At 53.8% G+C, this 19660-nt stretch carries 19 protein-coding genes and 1 tRNA gene; 5 read left to right on the forward strand and 15 right to left on the reverse strand.

From position 1 onward, the window contains the following. Positions 1 to 97: 97 nt before the first annotated feature. Together D1831_RS10370 and D1831_RS10375 are read right to left on the reverse strand one after the other, a co-directional pair. The gene (locus tag D1831_RS10370) at positions 98 to 661 is read right to left on the reverse strand and encodes a hypothetical protein (RefSeq protein ID WP_125072872.1); all 564 of its coding nucleotides are present in this window, start codon (positions 659 to 661) and stop codon (positions 98 to 100) included. A gap of 435 nt (positions 662 to 1096) precedes the next feature. Then, a complete protein-coding gene (locus D1831_RS10375) occupies positions 1097 to 1540 on the reverse strand; it encodes a hypothetical protein (RefSeq protein WP_125072873.1) in 444 nt (147 codons plus the stop codon). A gap of 199 nt (positions 1541 to 1739) precedes the next feature. On the opposite strand from D1831_RS10375, the gene D1831_RS10380 reads away from it, so the two are divergent. Continuing rightward, positions 1740 to 1940 (forward strand): hypothetical protein, encoded by a 201-nt coding sequence (locus tag D1831_RS10380; RefSeq protein WP_125072874.1) that lies wholly within the window; start codon positions 1740 to 1742, stop codon positions 1938 to 1940. A gap of 182 nt (positions 1941 to 2122) precedes the next feature. On the opposite strand, the gene D1831_RS10385 is transcribed toward D1831_RS10380, so the two are convergent. Both D1831_RS10385 and D1831_RS10390 read right to left on the reverse strand, forming a co-directional pair. Next, entirely contained in the window at positions 2123 to 2986 is an 864-nt protein-coding gene (locus D1831_RS10385; RefSeq protein WP_125072875.1) for an alpha/beta hydrolase, read from the reverse strand. Beyond that, complete coding sequence (locus D1831_RS10390; protein WP_125072876.1) at positions 2976 to 4289, reverse strand: PTS transporter subunit EIIC; 1314 nt, start codon at positions 4287 to 4289, stop codon at positions 2976 to 2978. The genes D1831_RS10385 and D1831_RS10390 overlap by 11 nt, the downstream gene beginning before the upstream one ends. A 141-nt stretch (positions 4290 to 4430) precedes the next feature. Between D1831_RS10390 and D1831_RS10395 the strand changes: the two genes are divergently transcribed. Beyond that, a complete protein-coding gene (locus D1831_RS10395; protein WP_125072877.1) occupies positions 4431 to 4871 on the forward strand; it encodes a universal stress protein in 441 nt (146 codons plus the stop codon). A gap of 187 nt (positions 4872 to 5058) precedes the next feature. Beyond that, positions 5059 to 5583, forward strand: a complete 525-nt coding sequence (locus D1831_RS10400; RefSeq protein WP_125072878.1) for a hypothetical protein — start codon at positions 5059 to 5061, stop codon at positions 5581 to 5583. 196 nt (positions 5584 to 5779) lie between these two features. On the opposite strand, the gene D1831_RS10405 is transcribed toward D1831_RS10400, so the two are convergent. From D1831_RS10405 to D1831_RS10420, 4 genes are all read right to left on the reverse strand, one after another. After that, positions 5780 to 5852, reverse strand: a tRNA-Arg gene (locus D1831_RS10405). A 53-nt stretch (positions 5853 to 5905) separates the two neighbouring features. Further along, positions 5906 to 7255, reverse strand: coding sequence for a DEAD/DEAH box helicase (locus tag D1831_RS10410; protein WP_125072879.1), 1350 nt, complete (start codon positions 7253 to 7255; stop codon positions 5906 to 5908). A 12-nt stretch (positions 7256 to 7267) separates the two neighbouring features. After that, a complete protein-coding gene (locus tag D1831_RS10415) occupies positions 7268 to 8278 on the reverse strand; it encodes a Gfo/Idh/MocA family protein (RefSeq protein ID WP_125072880.1) in 1011 nt (336 codons plus the stop codon). A 168-nt stretch (positions 8279 to 8446) separates the two neighbouring features. Beyond that, complete coding sequence (locus tag D1831_RS10420; RefSeq protein WP_125072881.1) at positions 8447 to 8647, reverse strand: cold-shock protein; 201 nt, start codon at positions 8645 to 8647, stop codon at positions 8447 to 8449. Positions 8648 to 8988: 341 nt separating this feature from the next. Between D1831_RS10420 and D1831_RS10425 the strand changes: the two genes are divergently transcribed. Then, the gene (locus tag D1831_RS10425) at positions 8989 to 9369 is read left to right on the forward strand and encodes a DUF4828 domain-containing protein (protein ID WP_125072882.1); all 381 of its coding nucleotides are present in this window, start codon (positions 8989 to 8991) and stop codon (positions 9367 to 9369) included. A 111-nt stretch (positions 9370 to 9480) separates the two neighbouring features. On the opposite strand, the gene D1831_RS10430 is transcribed toward D1831_RS10425, so the two are convergent. Together D1831_RS10430 and D1831_RS10435 are read right to left on the reverse strand one after the other, a co-directional pair. Continuing rightward, positions 9481 to 10257 carry a GH25 family lysozyme gene (locus tag D1831_RS10430; protein WP_125072883.1) on the reverse strand — a complete coding sequence of 259 codons (777 nt, stop codon included), beginning with the start codon at positions 10255 to 10257 and terminating at the stop codon, positions 9481 to 9483. Positions 10258 to 10279: 22 nt separating this feature from the next. Continuing rightward, positions 10280 to 11158 (reverse strand): MurR/RpiR family transcriptional regulator, encoded by an 879-nt coding sequence (locus tag D1831_RS10435; RefSeq protein ID WP_125072884.1) that lies wholly within the window; start codon positions 11156 to 11158, stop codon positions 10280 to 10282. A 119-nt stretch (positions 11159 to 11277) separates the two neighbouring features. On the opposite strand from D1831_RS10435, the gene D1831_RS10440 reads away from it, so the two are divergent. Next, on the forward strand, positions 11278 to 12771 hold the full coding sequence (locus D1831_RS10440; protein ID WP_125072885.1) for a gluconokinase: 1494 nt from the start codon (positions 11278 to 11280) through the stop codon (positions 12769 to 12771). A gap of 100 nt (positions 12772 to 12871) precedes the next feature. Here D1831_RS10440 and D1831_RS10445 read toward each other — a convergent pair whose 3' ends face one another. The 5 genes from D1831_RS10445 to D1831_RS10465 form a co-directional block, all read right to left on the reverse strand. Then, positions 12872 to 13765: an alpha/beta hydrolase gene (locus D1831_RS10445; protein WP_125072886.1), complete on the reverse strand. Its 894-nt coding sequence runs from the start codon at positions 13763 to 13765 to the stop codon at positions 12872 to 12874. Continuing rightward, on the reverse strand, positions 13749 to 15083 hold the full coding sequence (locus D1831_RS10450; protein ID WP_125072887.1) for a PTS transporter subunit EIIC: 1335 nt from the start codon (positions 15081 to 15083) through the stop codon (positions 13749 to 13751). The genes D1831_RS10445 and D1831_RS10450 overlap by 17 nt, the downstream gene beginning before the upstream one ends. Positions 15084 to 15316: 233 nt before the next feature. After that, positions 15317 to 16675 carry a DUF4097 family beta strand repeat-containing protein gene (locus tag D1831_RS10455; protein WP_125072888.1) on the reverse strand — a complete coding sequence of 453 codons (1359 nt, stop codon included), beginning with the start codon at positions 16673 to 16675 and terminating at the stop codon, positions 15317 to 15319. After that, the gene (locus D1831_RS10460) at positions 16659 to 17018 is read right to left on the reverse strand and encodes a PadR family transcriptional regulator (protein WP_125072889.1); all 360 of its coding nucleotides are present in this window, start codon (positions 17016 to 17018) and stop codon (positions 16659 to 16661) included. The genes D1831_RS10455 and D1831_RS10460 overlap by 17 nt, the downstream gene beginning before the upstream one ends. A 148-nt stretch (positions 17019 to 17166) precedes the next feature. Next, complete coding sequence (locus tag D1831_RS10465) at positions 17167 to 19506, reverse strand: cation-translocating P-type ATPase (RefSeq protein WP_125072890.1); 2340 nt, start codon at positions 19504 to 19506, stop codon at positions 17167 to 17169. Positions 19507 to 19660 lie beyond the last annotated feature (154 nt).

Here is a 19660-nt window from a genome sequence, read left to right on the forward strand (position 1 = left end):
AAATTAGTATATTGTATGATTATTACATTTATGTGTAAATTTTATCCGTGTTTTATAGACAGCAGTCATACTTTTGGGTAAAAACAAATTACACTATTTACACTTTTGTGTCCGGATAGCCGGTGTGCGCCACGAGTTGCGAGTACGTCTCGTGCAGGGTGACCGCCGCCACCTTCCAGCCGAGTTTGAGGATTGGAATTAAGCGCAGTGGATCTTCGACCGGAATCTTATGCTCGTGCGCGAACTTACAAATCGCCGGCAAAACTTCCATGTCGGAATTGGCAAAGTAGTAGTTCCCCGCGTCGGTCAAAACGAAAATGGTTGCCCGAAACGCGTGCCGCGGGTCTAAGCCCTGGGTCACGTGCCACCGAATCGCCCCGATTTGAATGCGCCGGATGTCCGTTAGCGGCATTTCACCGAGGTTGCGGCCCTCTGGCGACCACAAGATCACCTGACGCGGCGTTAATTCAACAATCGCGTACTTGCGACTCCGGGTCCCCGATAAACGCCGCAACCAGTTGCGCTCCGGCTGCGGTTGCGGGTACTCCTGCCCCTGAATCTCAAAGTGAAACGGCACGATGCACTTTTGCGCCCGGTCGATCGCCCGGTAGTGCCCCGCAATCTGATGATTAGTAAATATTGATGCCATTGGTTTAAACATAACGGTCACGCTCCCCTCACCGCCAGTATACGCTTTCACAACCGAAATAACAGTCATTTGGTCACGGCAGAATCCAGCCACTTGCGTCTAAAAACGGCGACTAGTTACGTCCGTAACTTGGTCACCGTTTTTAGCACTTGCCAATTAGTCCTGATGTATGTGTCAAAATGCTTCACCGCGCTATGTGTGCTGCCGGGTTCCAAACTTGAACCCGACACCCCCAACTCAGAAAACTAAGGGCTGGCTTGCCTGACGAAATCGGTTGGCTGCTAAAACTAGCGACCCCTTTTGACTTCCGAAAAATAGCTTTTTACGCCACGACCTACTTTGGTCTATGCCCATTGTAACACCTTTGTTAACGCTTACACAATCCCTCATTGTAAATTTTAACTCAAATAAAAAAAGCCCACCCCGTAAGGTAAGCTTAAATTGAAACTAGTCGTTGGGTTGGTTGGCCTGACTGTCGTCAAAATCGGCCGGCATGATGGCAAAGTTGCTGGCTTCCGTTGAAAGTAACGCGGCGTAGGCCCGGACCTTGGCGGATAAGGCCGGAATGATCGCCCCGTTTAAGTTATTCAACATTTCTTGTTCGTCGTCTTCCACCTTTTTATCAGCGGATTGACGTTCGATAATGCCGACCATTTCACCACTTAGACGCACGATGGCAAAGACGGTGGCGGATAAGTCGTACATATCTTCCTTGTACGTGACGTCTAATTGGGCCTGAACCACATCGTCACCGAACGTTTTTTTAACGTCGGGATTGGCCGGAGTGTAGCTGAATTGACCTTGGCCGGGTTCGTCCTTTGATTCGTCACGGTCGTAAACAATTTTGAAATGTAAATCTTGAATGGCTGAGTTTAAAATTTCAATATTCATGTACGGAAACTCCCTTTTTTATAGTACCTTCACCATAAAGGAAAACTGCTGAAAATACAATCACAATTCGTCGCTTTCCGTGAATAATTTATCAATATTTGATTAACTTCGCGTAAAGGCGGCCCTTGCCGCCCATGGTTGACGAATGCCCGCCGAACCCGTAGACTGGGTGAGTTAGGGAATTAGGAGGAGCTTTTAAATGAAAAAACACCGATTAATCACCACGCTGGTTATTTTAAGTTTGGGGACCGGGCTACTCGCGGCTCCCGACATGACCGCCCAAGCGATGCGGGTCCGCGCGCCGCGCACCTTTTTACGTTGGCGTTTTCGGCGCCATTCCGTTAAAAAACACCGCGCGAAGGTCCACCGCCACCGGGTCCACACCCGGCACTACCGCTAATCAAAACGAGGCTGTGACAAAAGTCACGGCCTCGTTTTCATCTCCGAATAATTATTGTCGAAACGGGTTTCAAAAGTCAGCGGGTTCCGCTTAACCCCGTATGTCAAACAATCCAAGCCCAGGATTATTCGCCATACGCCGTTAATGCTCACCGGCTAATCGACTTTTGGCACACGCTTTTTTTACTGTTTCGGTTGACGCTGATTTTGACGCCGCACACTGTCCGGCACGTTTTCCGCCAGTAAGTATTGCCGGATCAACGCCACGATCTGCTTATTTTGTGGCAGATCCGAATGGGCGGTGTTGGCCCCGGTCACCGTGATTTCGGTAAAGTGTTTGACCTGGTTTTGATAGATGTACTTCCCGTAGTTCACGCTGTTGGCCGGCACGGTCCCGTCACTGGAATAGTTTTCGGTCCCGGCAATCGAATAAACCGTTAACGACCGCGGCAGCCCGCTGCGATAGCGGTACAGCTCCTTAAACATGCTCGTTTTAGCGGTCGTACTGGTCGATTCCATGTTATACGGCGAGGCGATCGTCATTAGGCGGTCGATTTGTACTTTCGGCGTTTCCTTGAGGTAACGTTCCAAAAATAGCGTCCAAATCAAACCACCGTTGGAATGGCCGAGGGCGTAAAAGTGGTTAAACCCGTACGTTTTGACTAACGCCTTAAACGCCGTGTTCAACCAAACGGCCTGTTTATCAATGTTGGCCTTACCGTCCTTATTATTGGCAAACCCGATCACGATAAACGGCTCGTTATCCTTACGATCAATGCTGCCACTATACTTGATGGTCCCGTTAGTTTGGACCGTCAGTTTTAACACGCTGTGCTTTTTGGGCGTTTCTTTACCCAGTTCGGTGATCAGACTGTCAAACCGGTTCTGCGTCGCGCTGGAACCGGGGATCATAATGACCGGCGCCATCCGCGTACGCCCCGCGTTTTTCAACGTTTTAACGTTGGCCTTAGACCAGTTATAGGCCGGCCAGCAGACGCCCATTAAAACGAGCACGCCCACTAACCACTTCCACCAATTACGCTTCATGGTCACGCGCCCCCTCTTCCGTCTGGTTCGCCAGCAACACGAACGGTAAATAAATCGCTGTGGCCACGGCTAAGTTCACTAAGCTGACGAGTAACGCCCGCCAGTCGCCCCCGGTCCCTAACCAGCCAATCAAAAAGCCCGGGGTCGTTCGGCCGACCGGATAAACGACCGGCGGCATCAGTTGCAGCTTTAACGCCGTCCAACTGATCAGCATGCTGGCTACCGGTGCCAACAAGAACGGAATCGCCAAGAGCGGACTGTACGCGATCGGCAACCCCACTAACAACGGTTGGTTAAAGTTAAAAATGGCTGGCAGCCAGCTCGCCTTGGCGACCGCCCGGTAATTGCGGTTGCGCGACCGCCACAAAATGGCGATGACCAATGCTAAGGTCATCCCCGGACCGCCAACGTTGGCGAAACTATCGAAGACCGTGTGCAGCGTGATTGGATTGGGCGCGCCCCACGCGGAGCCGTGCTGCAGCGCGTACTGTAAATTTTGGACCGTGCTGACGGCGCTGTTACCGCTGTAATCCACGGGGCCAATGATCCCAATCAACCAGAAAACGTTGCTAAGCAGCGTCGTCCCCAACATGGCCGTTAGCACGGCGCCGGGGTTGCCAAACGGCAGCGCGAACACTTGGTAAAAGAGCCCGTTTAACCCGCGCTTGCTGACAAAACTGATCCCGTACCCCAGCCAGCTAAACAGGAGTAACCCGCTCACCAGCGGCAACCAGTTATTGCGGGCCCGGCGTAACAAGTGCCGCTGCGTTTCCACGGCTTGGTGGACGTGTGGCCGCCGCACCAGGTGGTTAAAAAGCCAACCGGTCACTAAGCCCACTAACAGGGCTAAAAAGATCCCCTGACTACCGAGGTTGGTTTCTAAAAACCGGGCCGCGTTTCCGGGACGGCCGTCAAAAAACGCGTAGTTAAAATTTAGCATGACAAAACTAACGGCAGCGCTCAAACCGGCCAACAGGTTGTCCCGTTGTGCTGAGCGGGCCACAAAGTTGGCGGCCGCAAACGCCGCAATGACCGCAATCAGCCCGTTAAGGCTCAGACTGAGCATGGTCGTATAGACCCCTAGTTGCTTAAACGCCGGTACCCAGTGACTGAGCCCGTAAATATGGTTGAAAAAGCCGTTTTTCTGAAAGCACACTTGGTTCATCAAACTAACGTACGCACCAATCAGAACAAACGGAAACAACAGGGTCAGCGTATCGCGTAAAGCGCGCCAATAGCGTTTACGTTCCACGACCCGTTCAAAGGTCAATAACCCGTTTTTGATTTTGTTAATGGTCGTCATCCCCCACCACTGCATTAATTATCTAAATCATACGCCAATGTTGCTTTCCTGCCTACCCGGACCACTTATCAAGTGCGTTTAATTTTTCAGTCCCCCGCTTATCATTTATAATTATAGTAAATATAAATGGAGGTGGTTGTTATGCCTAGTCGTTATACCCACGTTTTAGTTCCCGTTGATAGTTCCGACGCTGCTCAGGCCGCCTTTACCGAGGCCGTGAACATTGCGCAACGGCACCACGCCCAGTTGACCGCCCTCTACGTTGTGGACGACAGTGCCTACCACACGCCGGCCCTCGACCCGGTCTTGACCGAGTTACTGGACGCGGAAGCCGCCCACGCGCGGGACGCCATGCGCCAACGTCAGCAGTTCGTCACCACCACCACGGTCCCGGACTTTAAAGCCGAGATCACGTACGGCATTCCCAAACACACGATTGAAGACTACGCGAAGCAGCACGCCGACATTGACCTAATTGTCCTCGGCGCGACTGGCAAGGATTCACCCCAGCGCGTGGCGGTCGGCTCAACAACGAGTTACGTCGTCGACCACGCCCCGTGTAACGTCATCGTGATTCGTTAAAGCCACTTCTTCAGCGTTGCGACGGCTACCCTAGTTGGCAACCGGCGCAGCGCTTTTACTTATTATCAAAAACACCACCTAATTCTCATCAAAGTTTTAAGGCGGGTGCGCTCCGGGCATAGTATGATTAAGTTACCAATTAATTCCGGTAATTCACACGCTATCCGCACACTTTGGGGGACCCCGCATGCGTCGAAAACAACCACGCTACTTAGGCTTACTGATCATTATTATTGGACTGAGCATCTTGGCCCTGTCCTGGCTCTTCATCGGTTACGACAACTCCGATGCCAGTACCGGTAACCACCGGCTCTTTAAAACCGAACTCCACCACGTCACGGTGACCGACCGGGGGGAGTGGCGGGTCAGCGGGACGACCGACGCCCCCGCCGGCTCTAAAATCGTGGCCCTCGGAACGACCGACGTGGCCTCGGTCGCCAGTTCACTCGCCAGCACCACCGACTGGGCCCGCGTCAACAACGGCCGCTTTACGGCCACCATCAACGCGTACAACGCCATCGACGGCCACGACTACCACAATGGTCAGCGCGTCCCGGTCACGGTGGTGGCGGTGACCGACTACCAGCAGCGCCAGTACGACCTGCTTCCGGCCGGTTTACGTGACCAGTTGCAACAGTTTGCGCCCCACCAATTAAAGCTCACCGAACAACTCGCGCAATATTGCCGGGACGCCTACCACCAGTACGACTAACCTCACTTATGAACCATCCATTTTTAACTTATTAACTATAAAAGTTCGTGTACGTCCCCGGGTGCCTCTCGTGTACGTACAATTATTCATCTCAGTTATTCAACCATACTCAGAAAACAAAAAGGACACAAAATGTTGTTTTACCAACGTTTTGTGTCCTTTACTGTTATGACCATAATCGCAAATAGCGGTTCGATGACCCCACCCGGACTCGAACCGGGATCAACCGCTTAGGAGGCGGGTGCCCTATCCAGTTGTGCTATGGGGCCAAAGGAATGATCCGTAAAATATCATCTCACGGATCGTTCAATTTGGCAATTGCCTATTTACCAAAACGCTCGCGGTTCTTCTTCCGCATGCCCTTCTTCTTAGAGTGCTTGTTATGTCCCCTATGCTTCTTTAAAACCGTCTTTTCCGCCTTGACGGGTTTAACGAGTTGGTCCTTGGTCTCCGCGACCCGTTTAACCTTGTCGGGGTGCCCCGCACTGGTGACCCGGTGGCGGCCGTTTGCCGCTTCGCCGGCCTTATCCGGGTGGTCAAAGGTCAACGGCGGCACGCTGCGACTTGGTTTGGTATCCACGATTTGGTACCCGACCAAGTACCCCGGCTTGATGTCGTAATCGGTGGTCGCCATCAACTTCTTAAAATCACGAATATCGTGGTCGTCGCCCAGGGTCAAAACGACCCCGTCGGCCCCCATGCGGCCCGTGCGGCCACTGCGGTGAATGTAAGTCGTGACGTCCTTCGGCAGCTGGTAGTTAATGACGGCGGGCAGCTCGGGCACGTCCAGTCCCCGGGCGGCGAGGTCGGTCGTGAGTAACAGTTCGACCTTGCCCTGCCGGAACAACCGGAGGGCCTTTTCCCGTTCGACTTGACGCTGGTTACTGGTCAACGCCACGTAGTTAACGTGTTGGTGGCGGAGTTGGAGCGCCACGTGCTGGAGTTCCTGCATTTTATTAAAAAATACCAGGGCGCGCAAACGGTCGACCCGGCTGAGCCGTTTTAATAAATCGACCCGGTGACGGTTACCGACTTCCATGGTCCGGTGACGAACAACGCCCTGGGTTTGATCAATCGCCCGCACGTCGATTTTCTCAACGTTTTGGCCGAACCAGCGGGGCAGTTCGTCTAAGATCTTGGTTTCCGTCGCGGAGAAGAAGCCTAACTGCAACGTTTCCGCGAAGGTGGCGTCCAAAATCTCCCGCACCTGGTCGAGGGTCTCGTCCGTCAAGAGTTCGTCGGCTTCGTCCACAATCATTAACTTCAAGTGGCCGAGTTTTAACTTCCCGTCGGCAATCAGGTTGGTAACCCGCCCCGGCGTCCCCACGATCACTTCGGGGTGTTTTTTCAATTTCTCGGTTTGGCGCTTGACGTTGGCCCCACCAGTGATGGCGAGCACCTTGACGTCCACCAACTGGGCCCAGTCGCGAACCACGTTGGTCGTCTGCATCGCCAGTTCTTGGGACGGCGCTAAGATCAATGCCTGGGTCCCTTCACCGGCCCGGACCATCTCCAGCATGGGCCAGGTAAAGGCCAGCGTTTTCCCGGAGCCGGTCGGAGCTAGTCCTAAGACCGATTTTCCGGCCGCCATCGGTTCCGCGACCGCCGTTTGGATCGGTGAGGGCTCCGTGAACCCCTGGGCCGCAAACTTCGTTTTAAATACGTCTAACATAGTGCCTCGTTTCTATTTATCGGTGGAGTCGCGTTCCGCATCGCTAAAGTAGATGTGACCGGACTGCCGTAAATTAAATAATAGTTTGTTCACATTGCGACTAAGCCGCCGCCATGCTTGGTACTCCGCCTGATGGGCCGCGGGATCGTTGATCACCATCGCAAAGTCGCGCGCTTCGGCTAACATCGGGTTCTTGTCGGGTTGCACGCCCAAATTGTGTGCCTGGCCGTCCTGATCCTGGTAAGTGACCTTACCGAGTTCGGCGGCGTTATCCATCACGATGGCGTCGCGTAACCCGTTGATCTCCGACGGTAGGAACGAATTACTGGTCTTACCCACGTTCAAGGTCACGGTAAAGGCCGGGTACCGTAAAATGGCGACCCCCTTACCGTCCACCTCGGTCGGTAACAAGGTTGGGTAGTAAGCAACTTCGTCCGGCATCCCGAACCAGCCGACCGCGTCGTAGGCTAAGTAAACACCCAGGTCTTGTAACGCCCCGCCGGCAAACTTCAACGAAAAGATGTTCGGTTCTTCACCAGCCCGGACCGCGTCAAAACGCGACGAGTACTTCATGTACGTTAAAGTCGCGCCCTGGATCTGGTCCATTTTGGCAATTTGATCCTGAACGCGCTTAAAGTTAACTTCGTGGATCTGCCGCGCGGCTTCAAACAGCAAAACGTCCGGGTGCGCCTTTAAACATTCGTCCAACTGTTCAAACTCCGCCTGGTTGGCCACGGCCGGCTTTTCCACGATGACGTGCTTGCCGTGGGCCACCGCTAACTTGGCCTGTTCAAAGTGCAAACTGTTCGGTGACGCGATGTACACCACGTCAAAGCTGCCCCGTTCAAAGAACGTGGTCAGATCCGTAAAAGTCTCGGCAGCGTGGTTCTTATCCGCAAAGCTCTGCGCCGTTTCCTGATGGCGTGAATAAACGGTCGTTAACTGCCACTCGCCCGATTCGTTAGCGGCGTCGACAAATTGCTGGGTGATCCAGTTGGTACCGATGATCCCTAATTTTAACATGTCCAATACCCCTCTCGTTAACGGCAACTAGTCGTGACTGGTTGCGCTTACTGATACGTTCATTTTACCAGTTTTCCGAACGGATTGGGGATTGCGAACTTTAAAAATCGGCACTCGTTTGACGGCAAAAAAAAAAGTCGCCCCGCGGGCAACTTTTTAAAAGTTCAATTATTGAGGAACAACGTTAGTAGCTTGTGGGCCACGATCGCTTTGTTCTTCGTCAAAAGTAACTTTTTGACCTTCTTCTAAGGTCTTGAAACCGTCGACTTGGATAGCTGAGAAGTGAACGAATACGTCGTTGCCATCTTCACCAGTAATAAAACCAAAGCCCTTGTCAGCATTAAACCATTTTACAGTACCATTTTTCATGAATACAAATCCTCCTAGGATTATCAAATCTAAAGTAACGAAACTATGTTATCAACACCTAAAAGAATTTGCAAGGTAGCAAACTAATGATACTTCTGAACTTCTGTTAAATGCCAATTACATATTATAGATTAACACACTCACCCACTGAATAACAAGAATTACCTACATTTATTCTCGTTTTATCATAAAAAGCGTTATTAGATTAACGAATGATGACGTTCATTACTGGCCGGTAACAGCCGGTTAAAAGGTTTACTAAGAACGGGCGATTTCGTGACGAAAACCCCGGTTTAGTGGTATATTTTAAGAGTAAACATAAACGAAAGAAGGTTGATCCGGTGAAGCGACGTGGCGCCATTTTATTTGGCCTCTCATTATTAGCAGGACTTTCAAGTACCCTAGTCCGCAAACAGCGTCCCAAGGTTGCCAGCGGCGACTTAGCCGTCTTTTACGCGGGCACGTGGACCTACCGTGACGAAGAACATCACCGGGATCATAAGCTAGAAATCGACCCCAACATGATCATTCGGATCGATGGGCGTCCCATGCCGGCAACCGTTGAATCAATTTCGCCCAGCAAGCTAGTCTTGCTCGACAAATACGGCTTTCATTTAGAAATCAAAGCCAACGAACAACGTCCGGTCACCCTGTTTGACGAGGCGGATAATCGCAATTACGTGATCCTTTCCCCCCGCCAGTTAGATCAGGCGACCGATTAAACCAAGAGACCAAGCGTTTTTCAGCGCTTGGTCTCCGTTCATTTTTAGCCATTATAATTATTTTTATCATCACGCGTTTGGCCCGGTTGCCCAACGCTTTTTTAACACCCTTTAATCGAGGTTGGACGCAATCAGGTGATCAAAGCTTTTCAGGTCACCGTTATACAAAACGCCGGTAAATTCCTGGCGAGTCCCGTTTTGCCGGTACACCGCCCGGTAGGAGTAGTGCATGAATAACACCCGTTGCGGCTGGTGCTGAGTGGCGGTCGTGTCGTACCACAGCGGCGTCTTTTTAATAGCCGGTTTAACTAGCAACTTGGCCACCGCCGGCGTGGACCACACCACGCACTGGCGGTCGTAATAGTTGGTCAGTTTTAAGACCAGCGCGCGTAACTTGGTCCGTTCCCGTTTGACTTGAACGGTCTTAGCCGAATAGTCCCCGTAGTACTGGACCTGAATCGCAATCGGCAGGTTACCGGTATTGGCGCCAACCGTTTTCTCAAAGTAGGCCGCCTGGGCCGCTGCCGAGCTCGAAAAGCTAAAGACGTGGACCACGCCGACGCCTAAACTGGTTCCCAAAATTCGCTGGTAGTTGCTGGAAAAATTATCGTCGGAATAGCTGGCACCCTGGGTCGCGTGGAGGTAAATAAACTTTAAGCCGTCGTTTTGCAGCGCGGCAAAGTCTAAGTAACCGTCATTTTGCGACACCGCGACGCCGCGCACGTTAAAACCGTCCACGACCTCGGCGTGCCGCCACTGGATCCACGCGAAAACACCCCACGCGCTGCCAATCATGACCAGCAAAATAAACAGCCACGTTAAACGGCGACGCCACCGCGCCCCCCGTGTCCGCGCGTAAACTGGTCTTAAGCGCTGTTGTTTTGCCATTCTACATCCATCCTTACAACCGTTATAATTCCGTGCGGGTCTCGCTGATCGCGTCGCGGACCCGGCTCAGACTCGCCGCCATCTTGATGTTGCCGTGCACGGCGGTCATCAAAAACAAGCTGTCGATGATACTCATCTGTGCAATCAAAGAGGTCAGGCCTTCCGAACGGTAGTTGATCTCCTCGGCCACCGAAATAAAGGCCACCGTGCTGCCCTTGGCGAGCGGAGAATTGCCAAAACTCGTGAGTGCGATCACCGGGACCTTTTGGGCGTTGAGCGTTTTTAAGATTTGCAAGGTTTGCTGGTTACGCCCGGTGTGTGAGATCACCACCGCCACGTCTTTAGGCGTCATTTGGGCCGCCTGCATCAGCTGCATGTCGTAGTCCCCGTTATGCGCACAAGTGATCCCGGTGCGAACAAACTTGTGGTAACCGTCTAAGGCCGCCACGGCCGAACCACCGAGCCCGTAAAAACCAATCGTTTGCGCGTGCAATAACAGGTGGACCGCCCGTTTTAAATCGGCTTCGGTCATCACCTGACTCGTCTGGTCCAGCGAGCTGCGAATACTACTAAAGGTGGACTCGGCAATGCCCTTAAACGTCGTTTGTTTTTCGACGTCTTGAAAGACCTCGGCGTTGGTGCGTTCGATGGGTTCCGCCGCGGTCAATTCCCGGGAGAAATCCCGGAAGCTATTAAAACTGATCCGCTTGACGAACCGTGACACGGTGGCCGTTGAAACGCCGACCGCCGCCGCGAGGTCTGAAATTGATTGGGCCGCCGTTTTAACGGGGTCCTGAATAATATAATCCGCAATCTTACGGTCCGTCACGCTCAAATTCGGGTAATACGACCGAATAAGGGTGAGGACCCGGTTACGGTGTGTGGGTGTTTGTGTGGACACAACTGCCACCTCCATGACCAAATTTTACCACAGTTTGCAAAAACGCCCTAGGGTTCTCATTGCAACCGGTATCAAAGTTACTTACACTAAGATTATCAAAAGCAAGAAAGGAACGTTTTATGACACAAATACTTACCGTTGACATCGGCACGACCAGTACGAAGGTCGTGCTGTACGACCAGACCGGCCGCGTCGTCGCCAGCGCGAACCACGGTTACTCACTCTGCCAAACGACTCCGGGAATGGCCGAAGAGGACCCGGACGCCATTTATCAGGCCGTCGTGACCGGTATTCAAGCCGTCAGTCGGCAAACGCACGCGCCCATCGCCGGGATCAGCTTTTCGGCCGCGATGCACAGCTTGATCTTACTTGACGCCCAGTACCAGCCCATCAGCCGGATGTATACTTGGGCGGATAACCGGGCCAAGGCGGCCGCGGCCGAACTGCGGGCGCTGCCCACCGCACACGCCCTGTACGCTCGGACCGGGACCCCGCTCCACCCAATGACACCGCTTGCTAAACTGCGCTGGTTAGCCCACGATCAACCGGACTTGCACGCCGCGGCCCGCTGGTTTGTAGACGTGAAAGCTTACGTGTTGTACCGCCTAAGCGGCCACTTAACCACCGACTATTCCGTCGCCAACGCTTCCGGCCTGTGGAACTTGCACACCTTGGACTGGGACCCCGAAGCGTTGCAACTCGCCCACGTGACGCGTGAACAACTCCCACACCTGGTGGATACCACGGCGCAACTTACCGGCATGACCACGGCGACTGCCCACCAGTTGGGGCTGACCGCGCCGGTACCGTTAATTGCCGGCGCCAGTGACGGCTGCCTATCCAACCTGGGCCTCAACGCGATCCGGCCGGGGCAGGCGGCACTCACCATCGGGACGTCCGGCGCGGTTCGGGTCGTCCACGACCAGCCCGAACTCGACCCGCACGGCCGGCTATTTTGTTACTACTTAGCCCCACACGCCTGGGTCATCGGCGGGCCGGCCAACAACGGCGGCAACGTTTTTCAGTGGGTCCACGACACCCTCTTTAAGGACGTGCAACCCGCCGTCAGTTACGCGGACCTGAACGCCGCAATTGCCGCCGTGCCCGCTGGCAGCCACGGGTTGCTGATGCACCCGTACCTTAACGGCGAACGGGCACCGCTCTGGGACGCCAACGCCCGCGGCGCGTTCTTTGGCCTGACCGCCCAGCACACCCGCGTCGACATGGCCCGCGCGGCGCTCGAAGGGATCACCTTTAACCTCGCCCACGTGGCCCAGATGGTCCAAGCACTGACGGGGCCGTTTGACAACTTGCAGGCCGCCGGGGGATTCGCGAAGACCCCCGCCTGGCGCCAAATCGTCGCGGATATTTTTAACGCGTCGGTCACGATTCCCCAAAACGTGGAGAGCTCCTGTTTCGGCGCCGCCGTGCTCGGCCTCGTCAGTCTCGGGGTGCTACCGGACCTAAACGCGGTCGCCGACCTGATGGCGCCGGTCACCCCCCGGCAACCCCAAACGGCCAACGTTGCAACTTACCAGCGGCTCTACCCGCTTTACGAACAGCTCGCGCACGATTACCAGCCGCTGTTTAAGACGTTAGCAACTTTTAACTAGCTTAAAATGACCACAAAGCCACCAACGATGCCCAATTTTGGCATCGTTGGTGGCTTGTTTTTTTGACTGGCATCACCGGTAACGCGTAATCATCGCACCACTACGGTGTCCCCGCGTTGGCCCCGATAATCGCCCGGTTACGGGTCCGCTTCGTCGGTTTATTGAGCATGTACTGGCGAATTAGCGCCACAATTTGCTTGTTTTGGGGCAAATCGGAGTGTTGAGCGTTGTTCCCGGTCACCGTAATTTCGGTGTAGTGTTTGACCTGACCCTGGTAAACGTACTTGCCGGCCTCCACGCTGCGGGCCGGCACCAGCCCGTCGGTATCGTAATTTTCCGTCCCGGCCACCGAGTACACCGTGGCGTTTTTCGGCAAGTTCTCCCGGTACTTAATAAAGTCGGCCAACATCTGCGTTTTATGCGACAAGTTCTCTTCCGAAAAGTTATACGGCGAACCGATCGTCATGATTCGCTTGACCGTAATGTCGCTACGGTTAAAGTAGTGTTCAAAAAAGTAGGTATAGATCAAGCCCCCGTTGGAGTGCCCGATGGCCTTAAAATTATTAAACTGGTACTTAGCCGCCAGCTGCTTAAACGCCAACGAGAACCATCGGGCCTGCTTTTTAATGTTGTCGTAACCGTCCTTATTATTCTCAAAACCGACCACGATCACCGGCTCATTGTCCCGTGGACGCAAAGACCCGCTCATCGTGATCTTATCGTCCGTTTTAACGGTTAGTTTAATCAGGCTGTGCCGGCGTTTATCAGCCTTATTGAGCTGTTTGACCAGCGTGTCAAACCGGTTCTGACTGGCACTACTACCCGGGATCATGATGATTGGCGACAGTTGTGAATCGTGCCGCCCGGTCATCGCCGTCACGTTAGCCTGGGTCCAGTGGTACGAAGGTCCAATCAGCAGTCCCAGAAAAACCATCCCCAGTACGAGGACGATCAAACTGCGTAACCGCCGGGGCCAGTTAGGATTTTTCCACATGCCGTGGGCCCCCTTCCCGTGCGAGTTCCGCCTGTGCCGCGTCGGCAATGGCTTCCGCTAAGTGCAGGAACGGTAAATAGATCACGACCGAAACGGCCAGGCACACGATTCCCAGTAAAAAGGCCACCAAGTTACCGTTCGTTCCAATAAAGGCAATCAACGGCCCGGGGGTTCCAATCGGCACCGGATAAACCACCGCCGGAATCCATTTAAGCGCCACCGCGACCGCCGCGATGCCCATGTTTACGAGTGGGGCGACCATGAACGGGATCAGGTAGATGGGGTTATACAAAACGGGTAACCCGGTCAAAATGGGCCCGTTACTGTTGAATAGTGCCGGCAGCAGTCCCCAGCGAGCCACGACGTGATAATTATGATTATTACTATTGATAAATATCGCAATGACTAACGCCAGTAACATCCCGGTGCCCCCGAAGGTCCCAAAAGCGTGGTACAGGGTGTTAGCGGTATACGGAAACGGCACGTTGTAAGCGGAATGGTGGCTTAACGCGTAGCTTAAATTGGTATTCATGGCCGGTGCGTTGGCGACCAGCTGTTGCTGGTACGGGCCGAACAGCCCAATAATTTCCAAAAATAACGTTAACGCCGCCATCCCAAACGTCAGCCAGAGACTGTGCGAGGTCGTCGCAAACTTCTGAAAAGCCGTCCAGTTCTCTTCGGAATAAGTTGCCATGACGACCCAGTGTAACCCGAGGCTCACCACGAGCGCGACCAGCAATGTAATCAGCATTGGTAATAACGACCCAAACGTCCGGCTCAAAATTTCAGCCGTGTGCGGTGAGCGCGGCTCGTCACCCGCTTTGCCAAACCACTTAAAGCACAGTCCGGTTACGCCGCCGACCAGTAGCGCCCCCGTCAGACCGTTCGTCCCCAGCATCAGCGCGTTAAACACGCCAACTTGGGCCTGGTTCGTATACTGGTACGCCATTAACAACAACGCGATGGCACCGGTCAACCCGGCCAACTGTTCGTCGCGGTTCTGCAGTTTAGCGGCGTACTTGGCCGCGCCGTACGCGGCAACGATCGAAACGCTATCTAACGTTAGGTTGGTTAAATTATCGAACGGGTAGTGCAGATACTTATAGTACGGGACCCACTTGGCCAAGTGAAAGACACTGGCAAAAAAGCCGCTTTTGGTCAACACGGTCAACTGAATGATCTGACTGAACGTCCCGATTAGGATAAACGGGAACGTCAGCATCAGCGTTCGCTGGATCACCCGGTAAAAATTAGTTTGGCGCAACCGTAACAACGTCGGGACCAAGCGCTGAATCAACCGTTGTTCACTAACCCCCACAAGTCACATCCCCCTTCAGAAACTTCTCTGAACCAATTATAAGGCTAACGGCGCTCATAAGCCTACCGAATCGAGCTACAAATTTCGCGTGCCTCAAAAATAAGTGGGCGTTAAAAGTTATTGATGTTAGGGGAATTAACGTCAAAATAGCCCCGCTTCCATGACGTGGAAACGCGACTATTTTTAACAAACGCAATGTTAATTTTAATTGTCCCACTGCGGCCGGCGAATGCTCAGCTCAGTTTGATCGTTCCCGAGGTCGTTTGCCCCTGGATCAAGTACTGCCCGGTCACGCCGACCCGGCCGGCCTGGTAGCCGTCCGCCAAGTGGGTCGCCGTGCCGTTTTTAGGTGCCACGACGCGCCCGCTATGGGACTCGAGTTCGTAAGCGTAACTCGCGTCGGTCGGCACCGTCACTTTGATGGTTCCACTCTTGGCCATGAGGTGCACGTCGGCCACCACCGCTGCTAAATCCAGTTTAAGGCTGCCCGACTTGACCGTCCAGCTGCCCCCACCGGTGAGGGCCGTGCCGCGTACGGTCCCGCTAGTCACGCTGACGATGAAGCGTTCCGCCGTCACGGTCGTCAACCGGGTCCGGCCACTTTTGACCAGCAACCCCAACTGGTTTATGACCCGCAGATTAGTGAGTTCCGCGTCACCGGACGTCACGTCCATACTCAGCGCCCGACTATGCAGGTCGCTCACCACGGCGTTACCGCTGAGCACTTGCAGGTCAAGCGCGTTGAGCCGTTGGAACCCCGCGACCAGCAAATGCCCGGAACGGTTCGTTAACGTTAAGTTACCGGTAAAGTCGGCCGGGACGTGGATCTGGACGTGCACCCGCAGCGGGATCAAAAAGGGCACTTTGCCCTGTACGACTTTTAATTCGTCGCCAGCTTGCTCGATTTGAGACTGGTAGGCCGCGTTTTTATGGTTCATGTATTCCCGCACGATCACTTCCTGTGAAGCCCCCTGAGTCGGAATAATTTTAACTTGGGCGGCTTTGTACGCCACCGTTAACCGGGTCAGCGTCGCCGCGTCGAAACGCTGTTCGTTTACTAACGGTAAGGTTTCTGAGTATTCCTGGGCTAAGTTGATTGGCGCAGCTTGGGGCTTTGCGGTCTGGGCGTCACCGTTCAAGTTGATCCCGTCCTCATCAAAAGTCCAACTGCCCAGTTTTAACCCGTGAGTGTCCGCTTGAATGGCGCCGTTGTTGATCGACACCCCGTCGGCATCGGCTTTGAGGGCCCGGCCGCCCTTTAAATAGATTCCGTCCGCGTTGATTTTGAGCGTCTGCCCGTCATCAACGGAAAGGCCGTCGTTATCCATGACGACGTGGTGGCCGTGAATGGTGGTGGTCGTCCCGTTTTCCGCGTTGATCTGGCGAATTAATTCGTTAATGTCGCCAAAATCACTGAAAGCTTCGGCCACCGCTGCTTCAGGGTCCAGCCCCGCCCGTTCCTTATCGTTCGCCGCTTCGTTTAAATCGGCGGCCAGTTCGGAGCGCAGTTCGGTCAGTGCCGGCGTTTTTGGCTGTTCCTTAAAGTAGCTGGTTAGTCGCATGGCGACCAGTTGTTCAATCTTTGCTGACATCCGCGTCAATCCTTCCTAATATCAATTCATCGATCACTTGCTTGGCAAAATTCCATTCGGCCACGTTATGCGCGAGGGTCGCTTGTCCCTGAACGGTGATCTGGTAATACTTGCGCCGGCCGCCCTGGGTCTCGTTTCCCCAGTAACTAGTAATGTCACCGTTCTTTTCTAAGCGGCGAAATACCGTGTAAAGCGTCGCCTCGTTGATGACGTAGGCCGCGTGGCTCAGGTGCTTGATCGTTTTAGCAATCGCGTAACCGTAGCTGTCACCCTGGTTTAAAATGTTTAACACGATGGTGGTGGTGTGCCCCCGAATCGTATCCTTGGAAATTTCTGGCTGCATTCCCAACTTCCTTCCTGCACTACTTTGTGTGACACAGTAATTCGATGAACATAATATACCACCGATTACTGTGGCTGTCAAAGTAATTTGTTAGACAATATAAAAAAAAACGTGCCCACCGCGGTGAGCACGTTCTTTAAGTACGCGGCTAACGCCAACGAATGCGACTGAGCACCCGTTTGCCCAGGCCGTTTTGTAACAGAATAAAGACCGGGTACGCGCTGATGACTAACGGCACGTATACCCACGCCAGCGACCAATGCCACAGGCTGACCAGTGAAAAGATGGCCCCGCCAAACAGGAACACTAGTAAGAACAGCGTGGCCATTAACGCCACTAACCCAATTTTAAAGCGGTTGAGCGGCCGAGCCGCGATGACCAACGCGTTTAAACTGATCACCCCGGTCAACAACACGCTCAGCGTGGACGTTGTCGCGAAGTTCAGGTCTAGCTGGTTTCCCAGCAGCATGATCGTGATCACGTAACCGACCACGCAAATGGCGGCCGGGACCGCAATCTCCATGACCTGCTTCATAAAGCGGCCGGTGATGCGGGTATAGTCCGGTTGCAGCGCCAAAAAGAAGGTCGGGATCCCGACCATCAGCGTTGAGATCGGTGTCAGCTGGATCGGTTCAAACGGGTAGCTGTGGCTCATAAAGATGAAGATCAGCGTTAAGGCGACCGAATACATCGTTTTAATTAGGTACAGCGCGGCGACCCGTTCGATGTTGTTGATGACCCGCCGGCCCTCGTTGAGCACTTGGACCATCGCGTCAAAATTGGACTCAATTAGCACGAAGTCGGCCAAACTTTTCGTCGCTTCGCTCCCCGTCGCCATCGCAATACTGCAATCGGCCTGCTTTAGCGCCAATAAATCGTTGACGCCGTCGCCGGTCATGGCGACCGTGTGCCCCGCGGCCTGGTACGCTTTAATCAGATTTTCCTTTTGTTGCGGTGTCACCCGGCCAAAAACGGTGTAGTCGGCCACTAACCGGTCAAAATCCGGTCGCTCACCGACCTGACTCATATCAACTAATTTTTCCGCGCCGGCGATCCCGGCCCGGTTCGCAATACTGGCCACGGTAACCGGATTATCACCGGAAATCACCTTTAACGCTACGTCCTGGTTGGCAAAAAAGCCAAAGGTGGTCTTGGCTTGGGGCCGCAACTCATCGGTCATTAAAATGAGTCCCAGAGCCTCCGGTTGCGTCGGCTTCGGGGTGGTTAACGCCGCGACCCGGGCAAACAGCAGGACTCGGTACCCCCGTTCGGCCAACGTTTGAACGTGATCGCGTAACGCGCGCGGGACTTGGTCGTAAATAAATTCCGGGGCCCCCATCACGTAGGCGTGCCCGTTAAACGCCGCCCCGCTCCACTTGCGGGCAGACGAGAACGGCAACACGGTGTCCGCGTGTACGCTGGGCGTGCCAAACGCGGTCTTAATAGCCTGGGCGGTCTCGTTATCATCGTCGATGGCCGCCACTAATTCGGCAAGCCGGGTTTCGACCGCCTTACCGGGAACGCCGCCCCACGGTTCGAGCCGGTCAAACTTTAACTGGCCGCTGGTAATTGTCCCGGTTTTATCCAGGCAAAGCGTGTCGACGCGGGCCAGGGCTTCAATGGCGGGTAATTCCCGGACTAACACCTGGTGCCGGCCCAACGTAAAGGCTCCGGCGGCCAACGCCACCGACGTCAGTAGCACGAGGCCTTCGGGAATCATCCCGACCATCGCGGCAACCGTCCCTAAAATGGCGCGGTTTTGCGATTCGCCACGTAACAGGGTCGAAATGAATAGGCCGGCACCCAGCGGAATAATCGTAAAGGTCAAAATTTTAATGATCCGGTTAATGATCGTTAACAGTTGGCTCGGGGTGCGTCGCTTCTGTTTAGCGGCCTTCGCCATTTGTTTGATAAAGCTCCCGTGACCGACCTCGGTGGCCTGCACCACGCCGTGCCCGCCGAGGATGATGCTGCCCGAAACCATCGCGTCGCCCGGACCCTTGATCACCGGGTCGGCTTCCCCGGTAATCTGGGATTCGTCGACTTCCAGGCCGTCGGTGGCCCGCACGACGCCGTCAACTGGCAGCTGGTCCCCGCGGGTCACGACGAGTAGATCGTCCTGAACAACGGCGTCTTGGGGCTGATCCCCGACCTGGCCGTTACGCCGAACGTGGATCTTGGCCGCTGACAACAGTGACAGCTTATCCACCTGGCGCTTCGCCCGCACCTCTTGGAAAATTCCGATGGCGGTATTCATAATCACCACAAACAAGAATAATAAGTTTTTATAACTCCCGGTAATCAGTACCAGTCCGCCCAGTAAAACGTTGATTAAATTAAACAGGGTCAACAAGTTATCCCGAAAAATCTGTTTTACCGACCGGGTCAGCGGTGGTAACGGTTCGTTTTTGAGGCCCGCCGTCACCCGCTGGCGAACTTCTTCGGTCGTTAAACCAGTTTCAACTGGTGGTAAGTAACGGTCTGACATGTGGCGCCCCCCTTAGCGTTAATTTTAATTTAATTGTAAACGATTTTAGCCAAAAATTATCGGAATTTCACTTAAATTAACTTAGTTTAATCAAAACTATAAAAAATGGGTAATTAGTCTGATTAGAAAAGTCAGATTAATTACCCGTGTTGAA

Origin of the sequence: Lactiplantibacillus garii, assembly GCF_003885105.1 — a bacterium.
Classification (GTDB): Bacteria; Bacillota; Bacilli; order Lactobacillales; family Lactobacillaceae; genus Lactiplantibacillus; species Lactiplantibacillus garii.

Bases quoted from the DNA above. Each gene is read 5' to 3' on its own strand.
- D1831_RS10370 (WP_125072872.1), bottom strand. From the start codon at position 661: ATGTTTAAACCAATGGCATCAATATTTACTAATCATCAGATTGCGGGG.
- D1831_RS10375 (WP_125072873.1), bottom strand. From the start codon at position 1,540: ATGAATATTGAAATTTTAAACTCAGCCATTCAAGATTTACATTTCAAA.
- D1831_RS10380 (WP_125072874.1), top strand. From the start codon at position 1,740: ATGAAAAAACACCGATTAATCACCACGCTGGTTATTTTAAGTTTGGGG.
- D1831_RS10385 (WP_125072875.1), bottom strand. From the start codon at position 2,986: ATGAAGCGTAATTGGTGGAAGTGGTTAGTGGGCGTGCTCGTTTTAATG.
- D1831_RS10390 (WP_125072876.1), bottom strand. From the start codon at position 4,289: ATGACGACCATTAACAAAATCAAAAACGGGTTATTGACCTTTGAACGG.
- D1831_RS10395 (WP_125072877.1), top strand. From the start codon at position 4,431: ATGCCTAGTCGTTATACCCACGTTTTAGTTCCCGTTGATAGTTCCGAC.
- D1831_RS10400 (WP_125072878.1), top strand. From the start codon at position 5,059: ATGCGTCGAAAACAACCACGCTACTTAGGCTTACTGATCATTATTATT.
- D1831_RS10410 (WP_125072879.1), bottom strand. From the start codon at position 7,255: ATGTTAGACGTATTTAAAACGAAGTTTGCGGCCCAGGGGTTCACGGAG.
- D1831_RS10415 (WP_125072880.1), bottom strand. From the start codon at position 8,278: ATGTTAAAATTAGGGATCATCGGTACCAACTGGATCACCCAGCAATTT.
- D1831_RS10420 (WP_125072881.1), bottom strand. From the start codon at position 8,647: ATGAAAAATGGTACTGTAAAATGGTTTAATGCTGACAAGGGCTTTGGT.
- D1831_RS10430 (WP_125072883.1), bottom strand. From the start codon at position 10,257: ATGGCAAAACAACAGCGCTTAAGACCAGTTTACGCGCGGACACGGGGG.
- D1831_RS10440 (WP_125072885.1), top strand. From the start codon at position 11,278: ATGACACAAATACTTACCGTTGACATCGGCACGACCAGTACGAAGGTC.
- D1831_RS10445 (WP_125072886.1), bottom strand. From the start codon at position 13,765: ATGTGGAAAAATCCTAACTGGCCCCGGCGGTTACGCAGTTTGATCGTC.
- D1831_RS10455 (WP_125072888.1), bottom strand. From the start codon at position 16,675: ATGTCAGCAAAGATTGAACAACTGGTCGCCATGCGACTAACCAGCTAC.
- D1831_RS10460 (WP_125072889.1), bottom strand. From the start codon at position 17,018: ATGCAGCCAGAAATTTCCAAGGATACGATTCGGGGGCACACCACCACC.
- D1831_RS10465 (WP_125072890.1), bottom strand. From the start codon at position 19,506: ATGTCAGACCGTTACTTACCACCAGTTGAAACTGGTTTAACGACCGAA.